The sequence below is a fragment of the Streptomyces venetus genome (assembly GCF_039540295.1).
Classification (GTDB): domain Bacteria; phylum Actinomycetota; class Actinomycetes; order Streptomycetales; family Streptomycetaceae; genus Streptomyces; species Streptomyces venetus.
This window is the reverse complement of record NZ_BAABET010000005.1, coordinates 83,315-106,337: the sequence shown is the minus strand read 5'-3', so window position 1 is coordinate 106,337 and position 23,023 is coordinate 83,315. Positions and strand designations below refer to the sequence as shown.

Annotated in this window: 19 protein-coding genes, 1 tRNA gene and 1 riboswitch; of the genes, 18 read left to right on the top strand and 2 right to left on the bottom strand. The window is 70.8% G+C overall.

Annotated features, from left to right (window positions below; all coding sequences use genetic code 11):
* The first annotated feature begins 84 nt into the window (after window positions 1-84).
* The 16 genes from ABEA82_RS17565 (at window position 85) to ABEA82_RS17490 (ending at window position 17,661) form a co-directional block, all read left to right on the top strand.
* Window positions 85-861 carry an HNH endonuclease family protein gene (locus tag ABEA82_RS17565; protein ID WP_345662462.1) on the top strand — a complete coding sequence of 259 codons (777 nt, stop codon included), beginning with the start codon at window positions 85-87 and terminating at the stop codon, window positions 859-861.
* 50 nt (window positions 862-911) lie between these two features.
* A complete protein-coding gene (locus ABEA82_RS17560) occupies window positions 912-2,120 on the top strand; it encodes an MFS transporter (protein ID WP_345662461.1) in 1,209 nt (402 codons plus the stop codon).
* 40 nt (window positions 2,121-2,160) lie between these two features.
* On the top strand, window positions 2,161-2,904 hold the full coding sequence (locus ABEA82_RS17555; RefSeq protein WP_345662460.1) for a GNAT family N-acetyltransferase: 744 nt from the start codon (window positions 2,161-2,163) through the stop codon (window positions 2,902-2,904).
* A 181-nt stretch (window positions 2,905-3,085) separates the two neighbouring features.
* Window positions 3,086-3,703: a hypothetical protein gene (locus ABEA82_RS17550; protein ID WP_345662459.1), complete on the top strand. Its 618-nt coding sequence runs from the start codon at window positions 3,086-3,088 to the stop codon at window positions 3,701-3,703.
* A gap of 38 nt (window positions 3,704-3,741) precedes the next feature.
* Complete coding sequence (locus ABEA82_RS17545) at window positions 3,742-5,238, top strand: serine/threonine-protein kinase (protein WP_345662925.1); 1,497 nt, start codon at window positions 3,742-3,744, stop codon at window positions 5,236-5,238.
* A gap of 142 nt (window positions 5,239-5,380) precedes the next feature.
* The gene (locus tag ABEA82_RS17540; RefSeq protein WP_345662458.1) at window positions 5,381-6,022 is read left to right on the top strand and encodes a SurA N-terminal domain-containing protein; all 642 of its coding nucleotides are present in this window, start codon (window positions 5,381-5,383) and stop codon (window positions 6,020-6,022) included.
* Between the two features lie 66 nt (window positions 6,023-6,088).
* Window positions 6,089-7,117 (top strand): nucleoside triphosphate pyrophosphohydrolase, encoded by a 1,029-nt coding sequence (locus tag ABEA82_RS17535; protein ID WP_345662457.1) that lies wholly within the window; start codon window positions 6,089-6,091, stop codon window positions 7,115-7,117.
* A gap of 52 nt (window positions 7,118-7,169) precedes the next feature.
* The gene (locus tag ABEA82_RS17530; protein ID WP_345662456.1) at window positions 7,170-8,465 is read left to right on the top strand and encodes a cytochrome P450 family protein; all 1,296 of its coding nucleotides are present in this window, start codon (window positions 7,170-7,172) and stop codon (window positions 8,463-8,465) included.
* 124 nt (window positions 8,466-8,589) lie between these two features.
* The gene (locus ABEA82_RS17525; protein WP_345662455.1) at window positions 8,590-9,549 is read left to right on the top strand and encodes a LysM peptidoglycan-binding domain-containing protein; all 960 of its coding nucleotides are present in this window, start codon (window positions 8,590-8,592) and stop codon (window positions 9,547-9,549) included.
* 228 nt (window positions 9,550-9,777) lie between these two features.
* A riboswitch (cyclic di-AMP (ydaO/yuaA leader) is annotated at window positions 9,778-9,944 on the top strand.
* A gap of 4 nt (window positions 9,945-9,948) precedes the next feature.
* On the top strand, window positions 9,949-10,644 hold the full coding sequence (locus ABEA82_RS17520) for a transglycosylase family protein (protein WP_345662454.1): 696 nt from the start codon (window positions 9,949-9,951) through the stop codon (window positions 10,642-10,644).
* Window positions 10,645-10,923: 279 nt separating this feature from the next.
* Complete coding sequence (eno, locus tag ABEA82_RS17515; protein WP_345662453.1) at window positions 10,924-12,213, top strand: phosphopyruvate hydratase; 1,290 nt, start codon at window positions 10,924-10,926, stop codon at window positions 12,211-12,213.
* A 119-nt stretch (window positions 12,214-12,332) separates the two neighbouring features.
* Window positions 12,333-12,809: an FtsB family cell division protein gene (locus ABEA82_RS17510; protein WP_345662452.1), complete on the top strand. Its 477-nt coding sequence runs from the start codon at window positions 12,333-12,335 to the stop codon at window positions 12,807-12,809.
* A gap of 47 nt (window positions 12,810-12,856) precedes the next feature.
* Entirely contained in the window at window positions 12,857-13,387 is a 531-nt protein-coding gene (locus ABEA82_RS17505; protein WP_345662451.1) for a DUF501 domain-containing protein, read from the top strand.
* Window positions 13,384-14,325, top strand: coding sequence for a Ppx/GppA phosphatase family protein (locus ABEA82_RS17500; RefSeq protein ID WP_345662450.1), 942 nt, complete (start codon window positions 13,384-13,386; stop codon window positions 14,323-14,325). Before ABEA82_RS17505 ends, ABEA82_RS17500 begins: the two co-directional genes overlap by 4 nt.
* 421 nt (window positions 14,326-14,746) lie before the next feature.
* Complete coding sequence (locus tag ABEA82_RS17495) at window positions 14,747-16,159, top strand: NAD(P)/FAD-dependent oxidoreductase (RefSeq protein WP_345662449.1); 1,413 nt, start codon at window positions 14,747-14,749, stop codon at window positions 16,157-16,159.
* Between the two features lie 209 nt (window positions 16,160-16,368).
* Entirely contained in the window at window positions 16,369-17,661 is a 1,293-nt protein-coding gene (locus ABEA82_RS17490) for a class I SAM-dependent methyltransferase (RefSeq protein ID WP_345662448.1), read from the top strand.
* Between the two features lie 55 nt (window positions 17,662-17,716).
* Here ABEA82_RS17490 and ABEA82_RS17485 read toward each other — a convergent pair whose 3' ends face one another.
* Both ABEA82_RS17485 and ABEA82_RS17480 read right to left on the bottom strand, forming a co-directional pair.
* The gene (locus ABEA82_RS17485) at window positions 17,717-20,248 is read right to left on the bottom strand and encodes an ABC transporter permease (RefSeq protein WP_345662447.1); all 2,532 of its coding nucleotides are present in this window, start codon (window positions 20,246-20,248) and stop codon (window positions 17,717-17,719) included.
* A gap of 39 nt (window positions 20,249-20,287) precedes the next feature.
* A complete protein-coding gene (locus tag ABEA82_RS17480; protein ID WP_345662446.1) occupies window positions 20,288-21,058 on the bottom strand; it encodes an ABC transporter ATP-binding protein in 771 nt (256 codons plus the stop codon).
* Window positions 21,059-21,473: 415 nt separating this feature from the next.
* Between ABEA82_RS17480 and ABEA82_RS17475 the strand changes: the two genes are divergently transcribed.
* A tRNA-Leu gene (locus ABEA82_RS17475) sits at window positions 21,474-21,557 on the top strand.
* Between the two features lie 136 nt (window positions 21,558-21,693).
* Window positions 21,694-22,872: a 4-hydroxybenzoate 3-monooxygenase gene (locus ABEA82_RS17470; RefSeq protein ID WP_345662444.1), complete on the top strand. Its 1,179-nt coding sequence runs from the start codon at window positions 21,694-21,696 to the stop codon at window positions 22,870-22,872.
* Window positions 22,873-23,023: the final 151 nt, after the last annotated feature.

The following is a 23,023-nucleotide window of genomic DNA, read 5'->3' as shown; positions in this document are numbered from 1 at the left end:
TCTGTACCTCTCCCTCGCTACCGTGGAGCCCGGACAGAGGCTGCCCCGCACCGGGCGGGACGGCGAGCAAGGGAGGGGCGCACGGTGGCGCGTCTGAGGGGCGGGGCGGTACTGGCTGCCGCGATGGTGTTCGCCGGTTCGGCACTGACCGGGTGCGAGGGCCTGGCCCCGCCCGCCGACGGCAGTGGCCCCTCCGGCTCCGGTGTCCCTACCGCCGGCGACGGACGAGCCGTGAGCCCGCTGGACAACCCGGACGGCACGAAGCCGGGCCTGGCGGCGATCACGTCCACCGGGGACCGGGCGCGTGCGCGGGCCGTGATCGAGAAGGTGGAGACGAAGGGGCGTGGCCCGAGGACGGGCTACGAGCGGGACGAGTTCGGCTACGCCTGGATGGACTCGGCTCCGGGCGACGTGCCCTTCGCGCGCAACGGGTGCGATACGCGCAACGACCTCCTGAAACGCGACGGTGAGGAGCTCCGCTTCCGGCAGGGCTCGGACTGCGTCGTCGTGAAACTGACGTTGCACGACCCGTACACCGGGAAGGCCATCGAGTGGACCAAGTCCCGGGCGACGAAGGTGCAGATAGACCACGTCATGCCGCTGTCGTACGACTGGCAGATGGGCGCCTCGCGCTGGACGAAGGACAAGCGGGAGGCCATAGCGAACGACCCGCTCAACCTCGTCCCGGTGGACGGCCCGACCAACGGTTCCAAGGGCGACTCCGGCCCCGCGTCCTGGCTGCCGCCCAGCAAGCGCATCCGCTGCTCCTACGCGGTGCGCTTCGCCCAGGTGTCCCTGAAGTACGACCTCCCCGTCACGTCGGCGGACAAGCGGATGATGCTGACGCAGTGCGGCGGGTGAACCCGGAACCGGACTCCTCCGGGAGCGCGTTGAGGGGCCGTCAGAGCGCGATGCCGAGCGGACTGGTCGCGCTGGCCCTCGGCGGCTTCGGGATCGGTCTGACCGAGTTCCTGATCGCCGGGCTGCTGCCGCAGGTGGCGTCGAGCCTCACGGTGTCCGAGGCGGCTGCCGGCTGGCTGATCTCCGGGTACGCGCTCAGTGTCGCCGTCGGAGCGATCGCCCTGACCGCGGCGACGGCACGGCTGCCCCGCAAACAGGTCCTGGTGGGCCTGGTGACGCTGTTCGTCATCGGCAACCTGCTCTCGGCCGTCGCCCCGAACTATCCGGTGATGCTGCTCGGGCGGATCGTCGCGGCGTTGTGCCACGGTTCGTTCTTCGGGATCGGCTCGCTGGTCGCGCGCGGTCTGGTCGCGCCGGAGAAGAAGTCCCGGGCCGTGGCGGTCATGTTCGCGGGGCTGACGGTCGCGAACGTGCTGGGTGTGCCCTTCGGCGCGTTGGTCGGCGAACGCTGGGGCTGGCGGGCGGCCTTCTGGGCGGTCACCGGGATCGGTGTGCTCGCGCTGGCGGGTATCGCCACCCTGGTCCCGGCGGGGGCGGGCCGGACGCCCTCGGCCTCCGGGGCGGACGGGGCGGTTCCGGGACAACCGGCCGGTCTGGCACCGCAGCTGCGCGCGTTCCGTTCCGGGCAGGTGTGGCTGACCCTGGTGGCGACAGCGCTCAGCTACGGCGGGATGTTCGGGGCGTTCAGCTACATCGCCTACACGTTCACCGAGGTCAGTGGCTTTGATCCACAGGACGTCGCCTGGCTGTTGATGGTGTACGGCGTGGGGCTGGTCGTCGGGAACCTGGTCGGGGGCCGAGCGGCCGACCGCGACCGGGACCGCGCCCTGGTCCTCGCCCTGCTCGGACTCACCTGCACGCTGGCCTTGTTCGGCCTGCTGGCAGCCGACGCCACCGCCTCGGTGCTCCTGGTGTTCCTGATGGGTGTGACCGGGTTCGCCAGTGTGCCCGGGATGATCACGCGCGTCACCGACCACGCGCACGGGGCGGCGCTGGCGGCAAGCGCCAACGTGTCCGCGTCCAACGTGGGCAACGCGCTCGGCGCCTGGCTCGGAGGCCTGGCCATCGGCGCGGGGCTCGGCTACACCTCGCCCCTCTACGTCGGCGCCGGGATCGCCCTGGCCTCCACCGTCGTCATGGTCGTCGCCGCGCGGCGAGCCAGGACTCCGCAGGCGGAAGACCGCGCCCCCGCGCGGTAATTCGATTCCGGGCGTTCGCGTCCGCGCCTACCGTGACCGCATGCAGCCGAAGACATCAAGCCTCGCCGACCGCCCGGAGATGCTGGAGCGGATCGTCGGGATGGCGGACAGCTGGCCGGAGTTCGTGACCCAGGACCTCGTGGGCGCGGCGCACTTCCCGCGGATCGCCGCCGAACTCCCGGAGTACGTCCTGTTCGCCGAGGACGAGCGGGGCGAGGTCGTCGCGAACGCCTACAGCGTGCCCTTCGCGCTGGACGCCGAGGGCCGCGGCCGGCTGCCCGCGAACGGCTGGGACACGGTCCTCGTGTGGGCCTTCTCCGACCTGCGTCGCGGGGTCCGCCCCGACACGGTCAGCGCGATCTCCGTGTCGGTCGCCCCGCACGCCCAGGGCCGCGGCCTGTCCGGGCTGATGCTCTCGGCCCTGCGCGACAACGCCCGGACCCGCGGCTTCCGCGAGGTCGTCGCCCCGGTCCGCCCCAACGCCAAGCACCTGGAGCCGCACACCCCGATGGAGGAGTACGCCCGCCGCGTGCGCCCCGACGGTCTGCCCCAGGACCCGTGGCTGCGCGTCCACGCCCGGGCCGGAGCCACCATCGACTCCGTGGCACCGGCGTCCATGACGGTGTCCGCCGCACTCGCCGACTGGCGCCGCTGGACCGGGCTGCCCTTCGACACCGAGGGCGACATCGAGGTGCCCGGCGGTCTGGTGCCGGTGCGCTGCGAGCCGGAGCGCGGGTACGCGGTGTACGTCGAGCCCAACGTGTGGATGCGGCATCCGTTGTAGGAGCCGAGGGCCGACCAAGGGCCCCTCGTCGCACGCTCCTGGCACGCGTAGTGATCAGCACGACAACGGTTCGGTACAACCCGTGACCGGTTGTCCGTGTCGGGCTATACGCTCGGATTCCCCACCGGGCTCTGTCACTCGCACGTCCCTTCCCATCGGCTACACCGGTCCAGGAGCAGTCATGTACGGCCAAGGCGCGGCGCCGCCCTCCCGTAGCGCGGCAACGGTCATCTCCCTGCGCGTGCTGTTCGCCGCAGCCGGCTTCCTCACCTGCGGCTTCCTCGCCTGTGTCCCGCTGTTCCGGGTGGCCTTCCTGCGCGGACGGGCCCTCGACTGGGCGGCGGCCTGGGTGAGCCTGCCGCTGTCCATCGCGTGCTTCGCGGTGATCGGCGTCCTGCCGGAGAGCGACTTCCGGACCGACATCGCGCTGGCCGTGATCATGCTGCTCGGCGTGGGCGCGGCCGTCTGGTTCCTGATCGTGGACATCGGCCACCACAGCACACCGCCCCAGCAGTTCGCCCACGCGCTGCCCCACGCGCCGACGGTCCCCACCCAGCAGCCCGCGCAGTCCCCGTACGGCTATCCGCACCCCGCGCCGCCCTACACCCCCTCGTCCACGCCCGTCCCGCAGCCCTCGCCGCACCAGACGCCGCAGCACCCCGTGCCCCCGTCCCCGCAGCGCCCCGCGCCCGCCCGCATCGACCAGGTACGCGCCGAACTCGACGAGCTCAGCGACTACCTGCGCCGGCAGGACGGCCGCACGGACGGCGCCCCCGGTGATTCCGAGGGCGGCAGGTGAGCGCGGCGGCAGGACGTGTCGTCGCCGGCCGTTACGAGCTGTCCACGCTGCTCGGGCAGGGCGGCATGGGACAGGTCTGGACGGCGTACGACCAGCGGCTGGACCGGCGTGTGGCGGTGAAGCTGCTGCGCCCCGACAAGGTGGCCGGCCAGGACGCGGAGGAACTGCGCCGCCGCTTCGTGCGCGAGTGCCGCGTGACCGCGCAGGTCGACCACCCCGGCCTGGTGACGGTGCACGACGCGGGCAGTGAGGGCGAGGAACTGTTCCTCGTCATGCAGTACATAGACGGCGCCGACCTCGCCGGTCATCTCGCCGAGCGCACCCCGTACCCCTGGCAGTGGGCGGTCTCGGTCGCGGCACAACTGTGCGCCGTGCTGAGCGCCGTGCACGCCGTGCCGATCGTCCACCGCGACCTCAAGCCGCGCAACGTGATGGTGAAGCAGGACGGCACGGTCACCGTCCTCGACCTGGGCATCGCCTCCGTCATGGACACGGACACCACGCGCCTCACCCACACCGGCACCCCGATCGGCTCACCCGCCTACATGGCCCCGGAGCAGGCGATGGGCGGTGCGGTCGGCCCGTACACCGACCTGTACGCACTGGGCGTGGTCCTGCACGAACTGCTCAGCGGCGACGTGCCGTTCTCCGGCTCCACGGCACTCGGCGTCCTGCACCGGCACCTGTACGAACCGCCGCTGCCGGTACGCCGCATCCGCCCCGAAGTCCCCGAGGCGCTGGAGTCCCTCGTCCTGCGCCTGCTCGCCAAGGACCCGCAGCACCGGCCCGCCTCCGCGCAGGAGGTGTACGAACAGCTGGAGCCGCTGCTGCCCGCGCGCGGTGCCCCCACCGGGGCGGCCCTCGACCCCACTCGCCCGTTCCTGCGCCCGCACGCCCCCTGGCCCTACCGTGCGCGCACCCCCGCGCCCCAGCCCGCGCCCGCCGCACCCGTCATCGAGACAGCGGGGAACACGGACATCGCCCACGCCGTCGACGAGGCCAAACGGCTCCTCGGCGAGGGCCGCATCACCCAGGCCGTCGACATCCTCGGCGCGATCCTGCCCGCCGCGGCGGAACAGCACGGCGAGCACTCCCCGGTCGTGCGCACCCTGCGCAAGCAGTACGCGGCCACGCTCCTGGACGACGGCCAGTACCGGCGCGCCCTGCCCGAGCTGCGCCGCCTCGCCGAGGAACGCGCGGCCGAGGCCGGCCAGGCCGACCCGCAGGCCCTGCGGTTCCGTTACGAGGTCGCCCAGTGCCTGGAACAGCTGGGCGAACCGGCCGCCGCGCTCGCCGAGTACCGGGCGGTGCTGCCGTACTACGAGAACCAGTACGTCGCCGCCGGCGGGCCCGAGCTCGCCCATGACGTCCGCCGCCGGATCGGGCACCTCCTGCTCGCGCTCGGTGACCGCGGCGCCGCCCACGACACCCTGGCCCGGCTGCTGCACGACGTGGAGCGCACCCACGGCACCGGCCACCCGCTGGGCGCGGAGCTCCGCCGGACGCTGCAGTGGCTGGGGCAGGTCCGCGGCTGACCGCCGCCCCGGGAGAGGCGCGGCGGTGCCGGAAGTCCTGGTGAATCGTTGGTCGAATGGGTTGGCCAGAGCCTGCCCACTGCCTACCATCGATCACCGCAAGACTTTGTGCACCGTCGCACAATCTCCTCGGGAGGTTCCCTTGCACCGCCGCACCGCGCTCGTCCTCACCGCCGCGATCGCCGCCGCGGCGCCCCTGCTCACCGCCTGCGGAAACGACGCCCATCCCGGCGCGGCGGCCGTGGTCGGCGGCAAGCGGATCACCGTCTCCCAGCTGGAGGAGCGGGTCGGCGAGGTACGCGCAGCCCAGCGGGCGGCCGTGCAGAACGACGCCCAGTACCAGCAGGCCATCGCCAGAACCGGCACCCTCACCCGCGACACCCTGCACACCATGGTCCTCGACCGGGTGCTGCACCGCGCGGCCGAGAACGCCGGTGTGACGGTCACCCGCAGGGAGATGCAGGAGATGCGCTCCGGCCTGGAGGAGCAGGCGGGCGGCGCCAAGGCGCTGGAGACGACCTGGCTCCAGCAGTACGGCATCCCGCCGCAGCGCCTCGAGGAGAACCTCCGCCTCCAGCTGGAGGCCCAGAAACTCGCCGAGAAACTCGGCACCGACACCAGCCGCCCCGAGTTCTGGAAGGCCCTGTCCGAGGCCTCCGAGGACCTGAACGTCGACCTCAACCCGCGCTACGGCACCTGGAACGTCCAGAAGAGCAGCCGCGCCGACGCCAAGACACCGTGGGTCCGGGACGTGACGGCGGCCCAGACGCAGCAGAGCATGTAGCGGTACGACCGCGGGGGCCTGTGGATAACTTCCGGCGCTGTCGGCGGCGTGGGTTAGTTTCGAACCGTGAACGCCAACAGCCCCGAAGCCACCCCGGGCCCCGCCCAGGCCCCTGGCCCCGACCAGGCGACCGACTCCGCCCCGGGCCGCATCGTCCTGCTCACCACCAGCCACCGCGTCGCCCCCGGCCTGCTGTCCTGGCCCGCCTGGCAGGCCCTGCACGCGGCCGACCGGGTGCTGTGCGCGGACGGCGCCCATCCGCAGCTGCCCTACCTGCGCGAGGCCGGCATAGCGGTGGACGAGGCGTCCCCGACCGCCGAGGAACTGGTCGGCGCCTGCGCCGGGGGCCGCACGGTGGTCGTGGTGGCGACGGGCGAGGGCGAGCCCGCCCTGACGGACGGCCTGGCCCGCCTCGCCGGCGGCGGACGCGTCGCCATGCCCGAGCTGGAACTGCTCCCCGCCTCCTACGACCTGCCCGGCGCCCGCCTCCTCGACCTCGTCCAGGTCATGGACCGCATCCGCGCCGAGTGCCCGTGGTCGTCCCAGCAGACCCACAAGGGCCTCGCCAAGTACGGCATCGAGGAGGCGTACGAACTCGTCGAGGCGATCGAGGAGGGCGACCGCGACGAGCTGCGCGAGGAGCTCGGTGACGTCCTCCTCCAGGTCGTCTTCCACGCCCGGATCGCGGAGGAGGGCCGCCCGGAGGACGGGGAGGACGCCTTCTCCATCGACGACGTGGCCGCCGGCATCGTCGCCAAGCTGATCCACCGCCACCCGCACGTCTTCGGTGACGCGACGGCCACCACGCCCGAGGAGGTCAAGGCGCACTGGCTGCGCACCAAGGCGGTCGAGAAGCAGCGCACCTCGGTCACCGAGGGCATCCCCCTGGGCCAGCCCGGCCTGGCGCTCGCCGCCAAGCTGGCGTCCCGCGCCCGCACCGCGCACCTGGACATACCGCTCCCGCCCGTCGAGGGCATCGGCTACGAGCTGCTGGCCCTGGCGGTCCGCGCGGAGTCGGAGGGCGTGGACCCGGAGGCGGCCCTGAGGGCGGCGGCCCGCGCGTACCGGGACGCCATACGGGAGGCCGAGGGCTGAGCAGGCCCCGGGGCGGGCAGGGGGCCCGCGGCACGCCGGATACCGTCGAGGAGTGACCGACCAGCCCCAGCCCAGCACTCCCGCCGCTCCCGACCTCTTCACCTGGGAGTTCGCGAGCGACCCCTACCCCGCCTACGCCTGGCTCCGCGAGCACAGCCCCGTCCACAGGACGCGGCTTCCCAGCGGTGTGGAGGCCTGGCTGGTCACGCGGTACGCCGACGCCAAGCAGACCCTCGCCGACCACCGTCTCTCCAAGAACCCGGCGCACCACGCCGAGCCCGCGCACGCCAAGGGCAAGACCGGAATCCCCGGCGAGCGCAAGGCCGAGCTGATGACGCATCTGCTGAACATCGACCCGCCGGACCACACCCGGCTGCGGCGGCTGGTGTCCAAGGCGTTCACACCCCGCCGGGTCGCCGAGTTCGCGCCACGGGTGCAGGAGCTGACCGACCGTCTCATCGACGGGTTCGCGCAGAAGGGGTCCGCCGACCTCATCCACGAGTTCGCGTTTCCGCTCCCCATCTACGCCATCTGCGACCTGCTCGGCGTCCCTCGCGAGGACCAGGACGACTTCCGCGACTGGGCGGGCATGATGATCCGTCACCAGGGCGGGCCCCGGGGCGGGGTGGCGCGGTCCGTGAAGAAGATGCGCGGCTACCTCGCCGATCTGATCCACCGCAAGCGGGAGGCGCTGCCCGCGGAACCCGCCCCGGGCGAGGACCTCATCTCCGGGCTCATCCGCGCCTCCGACCACGGTGAGCACCTCACCGAGAACGAGGCCGCGGCCATGGCCTTCATCCTGCTGTTCGCCGGTTTCGAGACGACCGTCAACCTCATCGGCAACGGCACCTACGCCCTGCTCACCCACCCCGAGCAGCGCGAGCGGCTCCAGCGGTCCCTGGCCGCCCACGACACCGCGCTCCTGGAGACCGGCGTCGAGGAACTGCTGCGCTACGACGGTCCCGTCGAGCTCGCCACCTGGCGCTTCGCCACCGAGCCGCTCACCATCGGCGGGCAGCGCATCGCGGCAGGCGACCCGGTCCTCGTGGTCCTTGCCGCCGCCGACCGGGACCCGGAGCGGTTCACGGACCCGGATGTGCTCGATCTCTCCCGCCGCGACAACCAGCACCTCGGCTACGGCCACGGCATCCACTACTGCCTCGGCGCCCCGCTCGCCCGGCTGGAGGGCCAGACCGCGCTCGCCACCCTCCTCACCCGCCTCCCCGACCTGCGGCTCGCGGTGGATCCGGCCGAGCTGAGATGGCGCGGCGGCCTCATCATGCGCGGGCTGCGCACGCTGCCGGTGGAGTTCGCGCCGGCCAAGAGTGACGAAACATCAGCACTGTGATCTTCACGTGATCTACGCGGCATGAACTTGTGACAAGTGATCGTCTGCCGATACGTTCACCCATCAGCGCGCCAGGGTCACCTGCGCCGCGCCGGTCACTGCTTCCCTCGCGAAAGGTCTCCGTATGCTCTCCGGGAACGGTCGGCACCGTCGCCCCCGCCAGGCTCCGGCTCTCCTCCTCGCGGCCGGAGTGACCGGCTCCGCCATCGCGATCCCGCTCCTCGGAGCCTCCGGCGCCAGCGCGGCCGACGGCACGACCTGGGACCGGGTCGCGGACTGTGAGACCGGCGGCGCCTGGAGCCAGAACAGCGGCAACGGCTACTACGGCGGCCTCGCGATCTCCCAGGAGGACTGGGAGAACAACGGTGGCCTCGACTACGCGGCGAGCGCCGACCTGGCCAGCCGCTCCCAGCAGATAGCCGTGGCCGAGAGAATCCTCGCCGACCAGGGAGTCGGCGCCTGGCGTACCTGCGGGCTGCTCTCCGGCCTGGAGCAGGGCAAGGGATCGGACTCCTCCGACTCCTCCTCCGACTCCTCCGGTTCGACGGACTCGCCCGGTCTGCTCGACTCGCTCGGTTCCTCCCCCTCCGACGACCCCTCCTCTTCCCCGTCGTCGTCGCCCGACACGTCGTCGGACTCGAAGGACGAGACCGGCAAGTCCGGCAATTCGGGTGAATCCGGGGAGTCGTCGCAGAAGCAGCAGCCCGGCAGCTCTCCGTCGGCCACCCCCGAGCGTGACACGTCCGACTCCAAGCAGGGCGGCGACTCCTCGGCGCCGGCCGACACGGGCTCCGGCAGGCACCGCGGCCCCAGCGCCGACGAAACCTCGACGTCCGACAGCGGCCGTGCGGACGAGTCCACGGGCCGTCACGCCTCGCGCGGCGCCGAGAGTTCCCGTGACGCCTCCGAAGGCGCCTACATCGTGGGTGTCGGCGACAGCCTCTGGTCCATCGCCGACTCCCTTGACATCAGCGGCGGATGGCACGAGCTCTACGACGGCAACAAGAAGGCCGTCGGCGACGACCCGAACCTCATCCGTCCCGGTGAGAAGCTCGCGGTGGAGGGCGAAGCGGACGAGAAGTAGCTGTTCGGGCAGTGCGGAAACGGGGGCGGAAGTCACCCCGTAACCCCACGAGTTCGCGTCATGGTTCGCGGCGAATGTCCCGTTTGGGGTCCGTGAGAGATAGATCTCAGAAGCCTTGATCGTCTTTGAAATTCCGCGGATCCCGTGCCTAACGTCGTGACCGCTCGTCACCACGAGCCCCGGCTGCCGCAACGCCGAATCCTGCCAGCGGCCGTACGGGAACAGTCGTCGCGTCAAGCGCCGTAGGCAGGAGCGGGGGACCCAAGGTAGGTGCCCGACCGGCCACTTGTGCCGGAAGGGCTAGGGGTGAAGCCGTGTCCCGGGAGGGGCGCGGCCGGGCAACTCAACCGGCCCGAACCCGACAGCTCACCTCGCAGGCGTCGGTGAGGGGATCTCTCCATGCTGTTTTCCAGCAAGGGCAAGCACCGCCGTCCGTCCAAGGCCAGCCGTGCCATCGCCGTCGCCGGTGTCACCGGCGCCGCCGTCGCCGCCCCGCTGATGGCGACCGGCACCGCCTCCGCCGCCACCACCTCCGAGTGGGACACCGTCGCCCAGTGCGAGTCCGGCGGCAACTGGTCCATCAACACCGGCAACGGCTACTACGGCGGTCTGCAGTTCTCCGCCTCCACCTGGTCCGCGTACGGCGGCACCCAGTACGCCTCGACCGCCGACCAGGCCAGCAAGGACCAGCAGATCCAGGTCGCCGAGAAGGTCCTGGCGAGCCAGGGCAAGGGCGCCTGGCCGGTCTGCGGCAAGGGCCTGTCGGGCGCCTCCACCGGCGGCGGCTCCTCGAGCGACTCCGGCAGCTCCTCGCAGCAGAGCCAGCAGCAGAGCACCGAGTCCCGCGAGACCCAGCAGCAGCCGGCCTCCCGCTCCGACGAGCGCCCGGCCGCCAAGAAGACCGTCACCACCCCGACCGGCAAGAAGGTCAAGAAGGGTGACGGCGAGTACAAGGTCGTCAAGGGCGACACCCTCAGCTCCATCGCCGAGGAGAAGAAGGTCCAGGGCGGCTGGGAGAAGCTCTACCAGCTGAACAAGGACATCATCGACGACGCCAACCTCATCTACACGGGCCAGCAGCTGCACCTGAAGTAAGCAGCGGCCCCCGCCCACCTCGGGCGGCCCCCGTCCCCACGGGCTCCCCGCCCCGGTGCGTCCTCCCCCGTACGCGCCGGGGCGGGGTTTTTTCCGCCGGCCTTTGCGCCCCGGCTTTGTTCCGTTCGGAAACAATTTACTCTCGGTTCTGTCCATGGGGTGGGCGACCCGGTGGCCGATCGCCGCGAGCCGGTTAGGCTCATGTCGCGAGCCACCGGCCCGCACCTCGCTGGGCCCGAGCGGCCCGCGTAACCGCGTCACATCAAGAAGGAGATGCTCGTGCCGTCCATCGACGTCGTCGTAGCCCGGGAAATCCTGGACTCCCGAGGCAACCCCACGGTCGAGGTCGAGGTCGGCCTCGACGACGGCAGCACCGGTCGTGCCGCCGTCCCGTCCGGCGCCTCCACGGGCGCCTTCGAGGCCATCGAGCTCCGCGACGGCGACTCGAACCGCTACCTCGGCAAGGGTGTGGAGAAGGCCGTCCTCGCGGTCATCGAGCAGATCGGCCCGGAGCTCGTCGGTTACGACGCCACCGAGCAGCGCCTGATCGACCAGGCGATGTTCGACCTGGACGCCACCGACAACAAGGGCTCCCTCGGCGCCAACGCCATCCTCGGCGTCTCCCTCGCCGTCGCCCACGCCGCCTCCGAGGCCAGCGACCTGCCGCTCTTCCGCTACCTGGGCGGTCCGAACGCGCACCTGCTGCCGGTGCCGATGATGAACATCCTGAACGGCGGCTCGCACGCCGACTCCAACGTGGACATCCAGGAGTTCATGATCGCCCCGATCGGCGCGGAGTCGTTCTCCGAGGCCCTGCGCTGGGGCGCCGAGGTCTACCACACGCTGAAGAAGGTCCTGAAGAGCAAGGGCCTGGCCACCGGCCTCGGCGACGAGGGCGGCTTCGCCCCGAACCTCGGCTCCAACCGCGAGGCCCTCGACCTCATCCTCGAGGCGATCAACGAAGCCGGCTACACCCCCGGCGAGCAGATCGCCCTCGCCCTCGACGTGGCCGCGTCCGAGTTCTACAAGGACGGCTCCTACACCTTCGAGGGCAAGACCCGCTCCGCCGCCGAGATGACCGAGTACTACGCCGAGCTCGTCGACGCGTACCCGCTCGTCTCCATCGAGGACCCGCTGTTCGAGGACGACTGGGAGGGCTGGAAGACCATCACCGACAAGCTCGGTGACAAGGTCCAGCTCGTCGGCGACGACCTGTTCGTCACCAACCCCGAGCGCCTCGCCCGCGGCATCGAGGAGAACGCCGCGAACGCGCTCCTGGTCAAGGTCAACCAGATCGGTTCGCTCACCGAGACCCTGGACGCCGTCGAGCTGGCCCAGCGCAACGGCTTCAAGTGCATGATGTCCCACCGCTCCGGCGAGACCGAGGACGTCACCATCGCCGACCTGGCCGTCGCCACCAACTGCGGCCAGATCAAGACCGGCGCCCCGGCCCGCTCCGAGCGTGTCGCCAAGTACAACCAGCTGCTGCGCATCGAGGAGATCCTCGACGACGCCGCGGTGTACGCCGGGCGCAGCGCGTTCCCGCGGTTCCGCTCCGCCGGCCAGTAGGCACGGCGAGGGCTGAGGCACGGCCCCGCGAGGAAGCGTCGTACGTACGTCCCCGTACTCGGTCCCGTACCGTGTGCGGGGACGTACGCGCATCGGACGTGAGCGGGAGGCGGGCAGACATGGCCGTGAAGGACCGGGACCGGTTCTCCACCGCGACCAGGATCCGGCTGCTCGGAGAGCAGACCGCGGCCCGGGTCTACCGCTCCCAGACCCGGCGCCAGGCCCGCCGCTCCCGGCTGACCGGCCGGGCCGCGCTGCTCGCCCTGGTGATGTGCTCGCTGATCGTGGCGCTCGCCTACCCGATGCGCGAGTACGTCTCGCAGGGCGCCGAGATCGACGACCTCCAGAAGGAACAGCAGCAGGCGCGGCAGCGCGTCGAACGGCTGCGCGACCAGAAGGCGCGCTGGCAGGACGACGCGTATGCCGAGCAGCAGATCCGGCAGCGGTTGCACTACGTGATGCCGGGGGAGACGGGATTCATCGTCGTCGACCCGCACGCGGCGAAGCAGTCGCGCACCGACCTCGGGGCGGCCGACCGCCCCTGGTACCTCAACGTCTGGGACGGCGTCGACAAGTCCGACGCCTCCGGTCAGTGACCTGAACCCCCAGCCGGCGATCAGAGAAAGACAGTCAGAACACAGTCATGGAAACGCCCCCGCCGACCACCCCGCGCACCGAGCCCACCGACGCGGACGTCGAGGCCTTCAAGCAGCAGCTCGGTCGGCCCCCGCGCGGTCTGCGCGCGATCGCGCACCGGTGCCCGTGCGGGCAGCCCGACGTCGTCGAGACGGCACCGCGGCTGCCGGACGGCACGCCGTTCCCCACGCTGTACTACCTGACGTGCCCGCGCGCCGCCTCGGCGATCGGCACGCTGGAGGCGAACGGCGTGATGAAGGAGATGACCGAACGGCTGGCCGCGGACCCGGAGCTGGCGGCGGCCTACCGGGCGGCCCACGAGGACTACGTCCGGCGCCGCGACGAGATCGAGGAGCTGAAGAACTTCCCCAGCGCGGGCGGCATGCCGGACCGGGTGAAGTGCCTGCACGTGCTGGTGGCGCACTCGCTGGCCGCGGGCCCCGGGGTGAACCCCCTCGGGGACGAGGCGATCGCGATGCTGCCGGAGTGGTGGCGCAAGGGCCCGTGTGTGACGGCCGTCGAGGAGGACGCCAAGTGACCCGTGTCGCCGCCGTGGACTGCGGTACGAACTCGATCCGCCTGCTGGTCGCGGACGCCGACCCGGCCACCGGTGAGCTGGTCGACCTGGACCGCCGGATGACGATCGTGCGGCTCGGGCAGGGCGTCGACCGCACCGGCCGGCTCGCTCCCGAGGCGTTGCAGCGGACCTTCGCGGCGTGCCGCGAGTACGCCGGGATCATCAAGGAGCACGGGGCGGAGCGGCTGCGGTTCGTGGCGACCTCCGCCTCCCGGGACGCCGAGAACCGGGACGAGTTCGTGCGCGGCGTGCTGGACATCCTGGGCGTCGAGCCCGAGGTGATCTCCGGGGACCAGGAGGCCGAGTTCTCCTTCATCGGCGCCACCAAGGAGCTCGCCGGGCGCGACCACCTCGCGAAGCCCTACCTCGTCGTGGACATCGGCGGCGGCTCCACCGAGTTCGTGGTCGGCGAGGACCGGGTGCGCGCGGCGCGCTCGGTGGACGTCGGCTGCGTCCGCATGACCGAGCGGCACCTGGTCCGGGACGGGGTGGTGAGCGACCCGCCCACCGAGGAGCAGATCGCGGCCATGCGCGCGGACATCGAGGCCGCCCTCGACCTCGCCGAGGAGACGGTTCCGCTGCGCGAGGCCCGCACGCTGGTCGGCCTGGCCGGGTCCGTGACGACCGTGTCGGCGATCGCCCAGGAGCTGCCCGAGTACGACTCGGAGGTCATCCACCACTCCCGCGTCTCCCACGAGAAGGTCCGCGAGATCACCGAGTGGCTGCTGCGCTCCACGCACGCCGAGCGCGCGGCCGTGCCCTCCATGCACCCGGGCCGGGTCGACGTGATCGGTGCGGGGGCCCTCGTGCTCCTGTCGATCATGGAGCGGATCGGCGCGGAGGAGGTCGTGGTGAGCGAGCACGACATCCTCGACGGCATCGGCTGGTCGCTGGCGTAGGCCGCTTCTGAGCAGGCATGGATCACGGATGAGCGTCTCCGGGGGGCTCGGACGGGCCCCTCGGCGACAGCTCGTCGGGAAAGTTCGTGAAGTTCTTCACAAGGAATTCGGCCCTCCAGAGCGACAACAAGGGTCCGGTTGACCCACCTGGGGGCCCAACCAGCCCTTGAACGCGTTCAGAAGCGTGATATGGGGGTGCTTCGGAGGGGGTCGGGAAGCGGGCTCCGGCGGCACCTCACGGAGGCCTCTTCGAGCCAGAGAGGCAGCTCACGCGGCATTGACAACGGCTCGGGACGCACAAAGGATCCCGGTTGTCACCATGACATGGATCACGCGAGTCGCGGAGGATAACACACCCCTTGTCGGAGCTTGTGAAGGGGCGCACGAGCCACCCCCCTGAGGCGGGTGGATACTCGATGGCATGAGCACCACGGAGCGTCCCAGGATCCTCGTAGTAGGCGGTGGGTACGTAGGCCTGTACGCAGCTCGGCGCATCCTCAAGAAGATGCGTTACGGCGAGGCGACCGTCACGGTCGTCGACCCCCGGTCGTACATGACCTACCAGCCCTTCCTCCCGGAAGCCGCCGCCGGCAACATCTCCCCGCGCCACGTCGTCGTCCCGCTGCGACGCGTGCTGCCCAAGGCGGAGGTTCTCACCGGCCGGGTCACCACCATCGACCAGGACCGCAAGGTCGCCACCGTCGCCCCGCTGGTCGGCGAGGCGTACGAGCTGCCCTTCGACTACCTCGTCGTCGCGCTCGGCGCGGTCTCCCGCACCTTCCCGATCCCCGGCCTCGCCGAGCAGGGCATCGGCATGAAGGGCGTCGAGGAGGCCATCGGCCTGCGCAACCACGTCCTCGAGCAGCTCGACAAGGCCGACTCCACGACCGACGAGGAGATCCGCCGCAAGGCCCTCACGTTCGTCTTCGTGGGCGGCGGGTTCGCCGGTGCGGAGACCATCGGCGAGGTCGAGGACATGGCCCGGGACGCCTCGAAGTACTACAGGAACGTGTCCCGTGAGGACATGCGCTTCATCCTCGTCGACGCCGCCGACAAGATCCTCCCCGAGGTGGGTCCCAAGCTCGGCAAGTACGGCAAGGAGCACCTCGAGGGCCGCGGTGTCGAGGTCTACCTGTCCACCTCCATGGACTCCTGCGTCGACGGCCACGTGGTGCTGAAGAACGGCCTCGAGGTCGACTCCAACACGATCGTCTGGACCGCCGGCGTCAAGCCCAACCCGGTCCTGTCCCGCTACGGCCTGCCCCTCGGGCCCCGCGGCCACGTCGACTGCGCGACGACCCTCCAGGTCCAGGGCACCGACTACATCTGGGCCGCGGGCGACAACGCCCAGGTGCCGGACCTCGTCGGCCGCAAGGCCGGCAACGAGAACGCCTGGTGCCCGCCGAACGCCCAGCACGCGCTGCGTCAGGCCCGCGTCCTCGGCGACAACGTCCTGTCCGGCATGCGGGGCTTCCCGCAGAAGGACTACTCGCACGCCAACAAGGGCGCGGTGGCCGGTCTCGGCCTCCACAAGGGCGTCGCGATGATCGTCATGGGCAAGATGAAGATCAAGCTCAAGGGCCGTCTCGCCTGGTACATGCACCGTGGCTACCACGGCCTGGCGATGCCGACCTGGAACCGCAAGATCCGCGTCTTCGCCGACTGGACGCTCGGCATGTTCCTCAAGCGCGAGGTCGTCTCCCTCGGCGCGATGGAGACCCCGCGCGAGGAGTTCTACGAGGCCGCCAAGCCGGCCCCGGTGGCCGCTCCGCCGAAGGAGAAGACCACCGAGAAGAAGGCGGAGAAGACCGAGGAGAAGGCCAAGGCCTCCTGACGCCCGGTCCCGCCCCGTCCTGACCGAAGGACCTCCCGCCATCCGTGGTGCGGGAGGTCCTTCGGCGTGTGGGCCGGCCGTGGCACGACCGCGCGGCCGAAGTAGCGGTTTTGCCCAGACATGACGCGTGCCGGGGACTGCGGCAGAGCCCCGCGGGTGTTTACGTGGTGTCGGACATTCCGGGATTCGCTGTCACGGAGGTGTACACCATGGCAGACGCCGCACCGCGGCTACAGGGCCTCTTCGCACAGTTGCTGGGAGCACCGCTCCCCGTGCGCATCCACGCCTGGGACGGTTCGCAGGCGGGTCCGCCGGGTGCGCCGACCCTGGTCGTACGCAACCGCCGCGCCCTGCGCCGCCTGCTGTGGAAGCCGGGCGAACTCGGCCTGGCCCGCGCCTGGGTGGCCGGCGAACTCGACATCGAGGGCGATCTGTACGCCGCCCTCGACCTGCTGGCCGGACTCGTCTGGGAGCGCGGCGACGACGCCCGCACCCTCGCCCAGGCCCTGCGCGAGCCCGAGGTCCGCGCCGCCGTACGCGGCCTGGTCAAGCTCGCCGGGAGCCCGCTGCCGCCCGCCCCGCCGCGCGAGGAGGCCCGCAGCCCCCGCCGCCACCTGCACACCAAGCGCAGCGACAGACGCGCCATCAGCCACCACTACGACGTCGGCAACGACTTCTACGAGATCGTCCTCGGCCCGTCCATGGTGTACTCCTGCGCCTACTGGCCCGCCCCGGACGGCACCCTCGAACAGGCCCAGTACGACAAGCTCGAACTCGTCTGCCGCAAGCTCGGCCTGAAGCCCGGTCAGCGGCTCCTCGATGTCGGCTGCGGCTGGGGCTCGATGGCCATCCACGCGGCCCGCGAGCACGGCGTGAGCGTCGTCGGCGTCACGCTCTCCCAGGAGCAGGCCGCCTACGCCCGCAAGCGCGTCGCAGACGAGGGCCTCACCGACAAGGTCGAGATCCGTGTCCAGGACTACCGCGACGTCCGCGACGGGCCCTACGACGCCATCTCCTCCATCGGCATGGCCGAGCACGTCGGCGCCGAGCGGTACCTGGACTACGCCACCGACCTGCACAGGCTGCTCGTGCCCGGCGGGCGGCTGCTCAACCACCAGATCGCCCGCCGCCCGCAGCGGGACGAGACGGTGTACAACGTCGACGCGTTCATCGACTCCTACGTCTTCCCCGGCGGTGAGCTCCAGCCCGTCGGCAGCACCGTCACCCAGCTGGAGCGGGCCGGCTTCGAGGTGCGGGACGTCGAGTCGATCCGCGAGCACTACGCCCTGACCCTGCGCCGCTGGGTCGCCCGCCTGGAGGCAGACTGGGCGCGTGCCGTGCGGCTCACCAGCCCGGGCCGCGCCCGCGTCTGGCGCCTCTACATGGCCGCCTCCGCGCTGGCCTTCGAACGCAACCGCATCGGCGTCAACCAGGTCCTGGCCGTGCGGACCCCGGAGTCGGGGGCCTCGGGCATGCCGCTGCGCGCCCGCACCTGGAACTGACACGACAAAAGGTCCCCTTTCCCGCCGCCGGGAAAGGGGACCTTCGTCGTTCCCGTCACTCCGCCTTGATGGCCTCCAGCATGTTCAGCCGGGCCGCCCGCCGGGCCGGCCACAGCGCCGCGAGGACACCCACGGTCGCGGCCAGCAGCAGGAACAGGCCCATCCGCGCCCAGGGCAGGACCAGTTCGTACGTGGCCATCCTCGTGGCCAGCAGCTCACCGGCCGCCCAGCCGAAGAACACGCCCAGTCCGATGCCGAGCACCGCGCCGAACAGGGAGATCACCAGGGACTCCAGACGGACCATCCGCTTGATGCCCTTGCGGTCCAGGCCGATCGCCCGCAGCATGCCGATCTCCTGGGAGCGTTCGAAGACCGACATGGCCAGGGTGTTGATGACACCGAGGACGGCCACGATCACCGCCATGGCGAGCAGCCCGTAGACCATGTTCAGCATCAGTGTGAACATCTGCGCGATCTCGTTGGAGATGTCCTGCTTGTCCTGGACCTTGATGGCCGGGTTGGTGCCGAGGGCCTTCTCCAGCTTGTCCTGCGTCGCGCCGGACGGGCCGCCGGCGGTCTTCACCATGACCTTCATGTTGTACGGGTCCGACACGTGCGGGGCGAGGGTCTTCTGGTCGAGCAGGACGCCGCTCAGGAAGTCGTTGCTCTCGTAGGTGCCGGCGACCGTCAGCTGCTGCTTCTCGCCGTCCTCGAAGGAGGCGGTGAAGACGGAGCCGGCCTTCCAGCCGTTGGACTCGGCGGTCTCGCTGTCCACGACGACCCGGCCGCCGCCGACCTCGAAGGAACCGGTGTCGAGCTTCGGGCCGGCCAGTTCGCCGATCGCCGCGCCGTTGACGCCGGTGAGGTACTCGGTCCGGCCGTCGATCCGGGACTGGGCGTTCAGCATGGGGCTGGTGGCGCTGACGCCGTCGGTCCGCTCCAGCTTCTTCTCGACGTCCGGCGACAGCGGGTTGCCGTTCGCCATGGACACCACGTAGTCCGCCTTGATGGACGACGACGCCATCTTCTCGATGGCCTGCTGGAGGCTGCCCGCCATCACCGTCATGCCGGTGATCAGGGTCAGGCCGATCATCAGCGCGGAGGCGGTGGCGGCCGTACGGCGCGGGTTGCGCACCGAGTTCTGCCGGGCCAGCTTGCCGGAGACGCCGAAGACGCGCAGCACCGGCGCGGCGGCGGCGATCAGCGGGCGGGACAGCAGCGGGGTCAGGATGAACACACCGATGATGAGCAGCACCGCGCCGAGGCCCATGGGCAGCTGGCCGTCCGAGCCGTCCATCGTCGAGGCCGCCAGGACCACCGCGACGCCCGCCGCCGAGACCAGGGCGCCCAGCGTGTTGCGCAGCACCAGCGACTTGGTGGTGGCCTTGGCGTGCACGCTGTTCATGGCCGCCACCGGCGGGATCTTCGCGGCCCGGCGGCCCGGCAGCCACGCGGCCAGCATGGTCACCAGGATGCCGACCGCGAGCGCGGCGACGATCGTGGTGGGCTTGATGATGAGCGGCCCCTCGGGCACGGTCCCGCCACCGAACGAACCCATCAGCGAGCGCAGTCCGGCCCCGATGCCGATGCCCGCGACCAGTCCGGTCACGGCGGCGACCGCGCCGACCACGAACGCCTCGATGAGCACCGACCGCGTCACCTGCCGGCGGGAGGCGCCGACCGCCCGCATCAGCGCCAGCTCCTTGGTGCGCTGGGCCACCAGCATGGTGAAGGTGTTGGCGATGATGAACGTGCCGACGAACAGGGCGATGCCGGCGAAGACCAGCAGGGCCGTCCGCATGCCGCTCATCGACCGGGAGATCGACTCCGCCTGGTCGTCGGCGAGCTGCTTGCCGGTGGTGGTGGAGACGGTGCCCTCGGGCAGGGCCTTGTCCAGCTCGGCCTTCAGCGCGGCCTGCGTGACACCGGCCTTCGCCTTGACGTCGATCTGGTCGTAGACGCCGGGCTTGCCGAACAGCTTCTGGGCGGTCGCGGTGTCGAACAGGGTGAGGCTGCCGCCGGCCGCGACATTGCCGTCGTCGGTGGTGAAGACGCCGGTGATCTTCGGCGTCAGCACCGGGCCGTCGACCGACATCCGCACGGTGTCACCGACCTCGTAGCCGGCGCGCTTCGCCGTCTCGGAGTCGATGAGGATCTCGCCCGGGCCCTTCGGCGCGTGTCCGCTGACCAGCGGGTAGCGGGGGTCCTCGGCGCCCCAGTAGTTGCCGCCCTGCGACTGGAAGCCCTGGCCGATCAGCTTGCCGTCCTTGTCGGCGACGGCGGTGAAGCCCTGCACGACGCCGATGGCGGACTCGGCCCCGGGGACCCGCTCGCTCTTGTCGAGCACGCTCTGGGTCAGGTCGTGGAGCTTGCCGACCCTGTCGCCCTCGGCGTCCTGGTAGTCAGCGGTCATGGCGACGTCGACCTGGTCGAAGCCCTTGGCGGAGCTCTTCTGGAAGGCGTCGGAGATGGTGTTGGTGAAGACCAGGGTCCCCGACACGAAGGCCACGCCGAGCATCACGGCGAGGACGGTCATCAGGAGCCGGGCCTTGTGCGCGAGCACGTTGCGCAAGGCGGTTCGGAACATGGGTTCTTTCTTCTCAGTCCTGTCGGTCCTGACGAGGGATCAGCTGGTACGGCCCTTGGCGTCGAAGGCCTTCATACGGTCCAGGACCGTCTCCGCCGTCGGGCGGTACAGCTCGTCGACGATCCGGCCGTCCGCGAGGAAGACGACCCGGTCCGCGTAGGCCGCGGCGACCGGGTCGTGCGTCACCATCACGACCGTCTGGCCCAGCTCCCGGACGGAGTTGCGCAGGAAGCCCAGCACCTCGGCGCCGGAGCGCGAGTCGAGGTTCCCGGTGGGCTCGTCACCGAAGATGATCTCCGGCTTGGAGGCCAGCGCCCGCGCCACGGCGACGCGCTGCTGCTGGCCGCCGGAGAGCTGCGAGGGCCGGTGACCGAGCCGGTCCGCCAGGCCGACCATCGTGATGACGGACTCCAGCCACTGCTTGTCCGGCTTGCGGCCCGCGATGTCCATCGGGAGGGTGATGTTCTCCAGGGCCGTCAGGGTCGGCAGCAGGTTGAACGCCTGGAAGATGAAGCCGATCTTGTCCCGGCGGAGCTTGGTGAGGTGCTTGTCCTTCAGCGAGCCGAGCTCGGTGTCGCCGATGCGCACCGACCCGGAGGAGAAGGTGTCCAGCCCGGCCACGCAGTGCATCAGGGTGGACTTGCCGGAGCCGGACGGGCCCATGATCGCGGTGAACTCGGCCTGCCGGAAGTCGACGGAGACCCGGTCCAGGGCGACCACCTGGGTCTCACCCTGTCCGTAGATCTTGGACAGATCCGTGGCGCGCGCGGCCACGGTGGTGGTCCGGTCGGCGAGGGATGCGGTGGTCACGGATGACTCTCCTGTCGGGACGACGGTGTTCTGGACGGACTGAATCCATCGTCCGGTTCCCTCGCGCCCGTGTAGTCACCCGTAGTTCCGGTTCCGGAGGGCGACTTCGGTCTGACCGCAAGAGGTGGCGTCATACCTGGGGATGACGAACGTCCCTGAGGGAGCCCGGCGTCGAGAACCGAACCGGCGCCATGTCAAGAACAGGTGGAGTGCCCTCGTTCAGACGGTGAAATTCCGTCATTCCGCATACGCGGCCGAGTGCCGCACGCAAGGCTATTGGCAAGTGCGGATGGCGCGTTCCGAGTGCTGATGCACCCTCAGACGTCAATAAAATAAGACAACATCGGCCCACCCTTCCGCTGTTCGGGGGACCCGTCCCGATAGTCTCGGAACCTCGATGCGGAGCCCATGGCCTGCCCGGATGGTGGAATGCAGACACGGCGAGCTTAAACCTCGCTGCCCCTTCGCGGGCGTGCCGGTTCGAGTCCGGCTCCGGGCACCTTCCGACCCCTGCATGGTTCATTGAAGACTTCACGGCATGCCCGTTGACAGCGGGCGCATGCCGTCGGAAACTCACATCCGAAAGTAGTGAAATAATTTTCACTACGCGAACGAACCGTGAGAGAAGGTGCCTGATGCGCGCCACCGTCGGCATCATCGGAGCGGGCCCGGCCGGCCTCCTCCTGGCCCGGCTGCTCCACAACGCCGGCATCGACTCGGTCGTCCTGGAGAGCCGCGACCGCGCCTATGTCGAACGGCGGCAGCGGGCCGGGATCCTGGAGCAGGGAACGGCGGACGTACTGCGCGCGGCCGGTGCCGGTGCACGCATGGACCGCGAGGGGCTGCGCCACGACGGCATCGAACTCCGCTTCGACCGCAGACGCCACCGCGTCGACTTCCCCGCCCTCACCGGCGGCCGGTCCGTGACGGTCTACGCCCAGACCGAGGTCTGCAAGGACCTCATCGCCCTCCAACTCCAGGACGGCGGCCCGCTGCTGTTCGAGGCGGAGGCGCTGGCCGTCGAGGACGCGGGCACCGGCGCACCGCGCGTCCGCTTCCGGCACGAGGGCCGCGAGGACGTCCTGGAGTGCGCGTACGTCGTCGGCTGCGACGGCTTCTGGGGCGTGGCCCGCAAGGCGATCCCCGCCGAACTGGTCCAAGTCTTCGAACGGACGTACCCCTTCGGCTGGCTCGGCATCCTCGCCGACGTGCCGCCCTCGCACGACGAACTCGTCTACGCCCGCCACGACCGCGGCTTCGCCCTGCTGTCCATGCGGTCGCCGTCCGTCTCCCGCCTCTACCTCCAGGTGCCCGACGGCACGGACGCCGGGGAGTGGAGCGACGAGGAGATCTGGGACGAACTGGAGCGCCGTTTCGAGACGGCCGACGACTGGCGCCTGGAGCGCGGCCCGATCACCCAGAAGTCGGTGACGCCCATGCGCTCCTACGTCCACGAGCCCATGCGCCACGGCCGCCTCTTCCTCGCCGGTGACGCGGCCCACATCGTGCCGCCGACCGGGGCCAAGGGGCTGAACCTCGCCGTCGGTGACGTCGTGACATTCGCCCGGGCCCTGACCCACCAGCAGGAGACCGGCTCACCGGACCTGCTCGACGCCTACTCGGAGACCTGCCTGCGCCGGATCTGGCAGGCCGAGCGGTTCTCCTACGACATGACCACCCTCCTGCACAGGGCCCCCGGCGCGACCGGTTTCGAGGACCGGCTCCAGCTCGCGCGGCTGGAGCGCATCGCCACCTCGCGGGCCGCCGAGACCGACCTGGCCGAGGGGTACACGGGTCTCCCGTTCGGCGGATGAGGAACGACCCCCCTCCAGTGAGGGGAATCACGAGGCGGCGTAGCGTGTTGCGCACCACGACGAGGGAAAGATCCTCCCCAAGCACTAGGGTCAATCCTTTGCCTACCTATTACTCTTGAGCCAAGGCCACGCACGGTGGCCATGGAGGAGT

What these genes read in the sequence shown, in the direction of transcription:
- ABEA82_RS17560 (WP_345662461.1), top strand. Translation starts at nt 912, where the DNA reads ATGCCGAGCGGACTGGTCGCGCTGGCCCTCGGCGGCTTCGGGATCGGT.
- ABEA82_RS17555 (WP_345662460.1), top strand. Translation starts at nt 2,161, where the DNA reads ATGCAGCCGAAGACATCAAGCCTCGCCGACCGCCCGGAGATGCTGGAG.
- ABEA82_RS17550 (WP_345662459.1), top strand. Translation starts at nt 3,086, where the DNA reads ATGTACGGCCAAGGCGCGGCGCCGCCCTCCCGTAGCGCGGCAACGGTC.
- ABEA82_RS17525 (WP_345662455.1), top strand. Translation starts at nt 8,590, where the DNA reads ATGCTCTCCGGGAACGGTCGGCACCGTCGCCCCCGCCAGGCTCCGGCT.
- ABEA82_RS17520 (WP_345662454.1), top strand. Translation starts at nt 9,949, where the DNA reads ATGCTGTTTTCCAGCAAGGGCAAGCACCGCCGTCCGTCCAAGGCCAGC.
- ABEA82_RS17510 (WP_345662452.1), top strand. Translation starts at nt 12,333, where the DNA reads ATGGCCGTGAAGGACCGGGACCGGTTCTCCACCGCGACCAGGATCCGG.
- ABEA82_RS17505 (WP_345662451.1), top strand. Translation starts at nt 12,857, where the DNA reads ATGGAAACGCCCCCGCCGACCACCCCGCGCACCGAGCCCACCGACGCG.
- ABEA82_RS17495 (WP_345662449.1), top strand. Translation starts at nt 14,747, where the DNA reads ATGAGCACCACGGAGCGTCCCAGGATCCTCGTAGTAGGCGGTGGGTAC.
- ABEA82_RS17490 (WP_345662448.1), top strand. Translation starts at nt 16,369, where the DNA reads ATGGCAGACGCCGCACCGCGGCTACAGGGCCTCTTCGCACAGTTGCTG.
- ABEA82_RS17485 (WP_345662447.1), bottom strand. Translation starts at nt 20,248, where the DNA reads ATGTTCCGAACCGCCTTGCGCAACGTGCTCGCGCACAAGGCCCGGCTC.
- ABEA82_RS17470 (WP_345662444.1), top strand. Translation starts at nt 21,694, where the DNA reads ATGCGCGCCACCGTCGGCATCATCGGAGCGGGCCCGGCCGGCCTCCTC.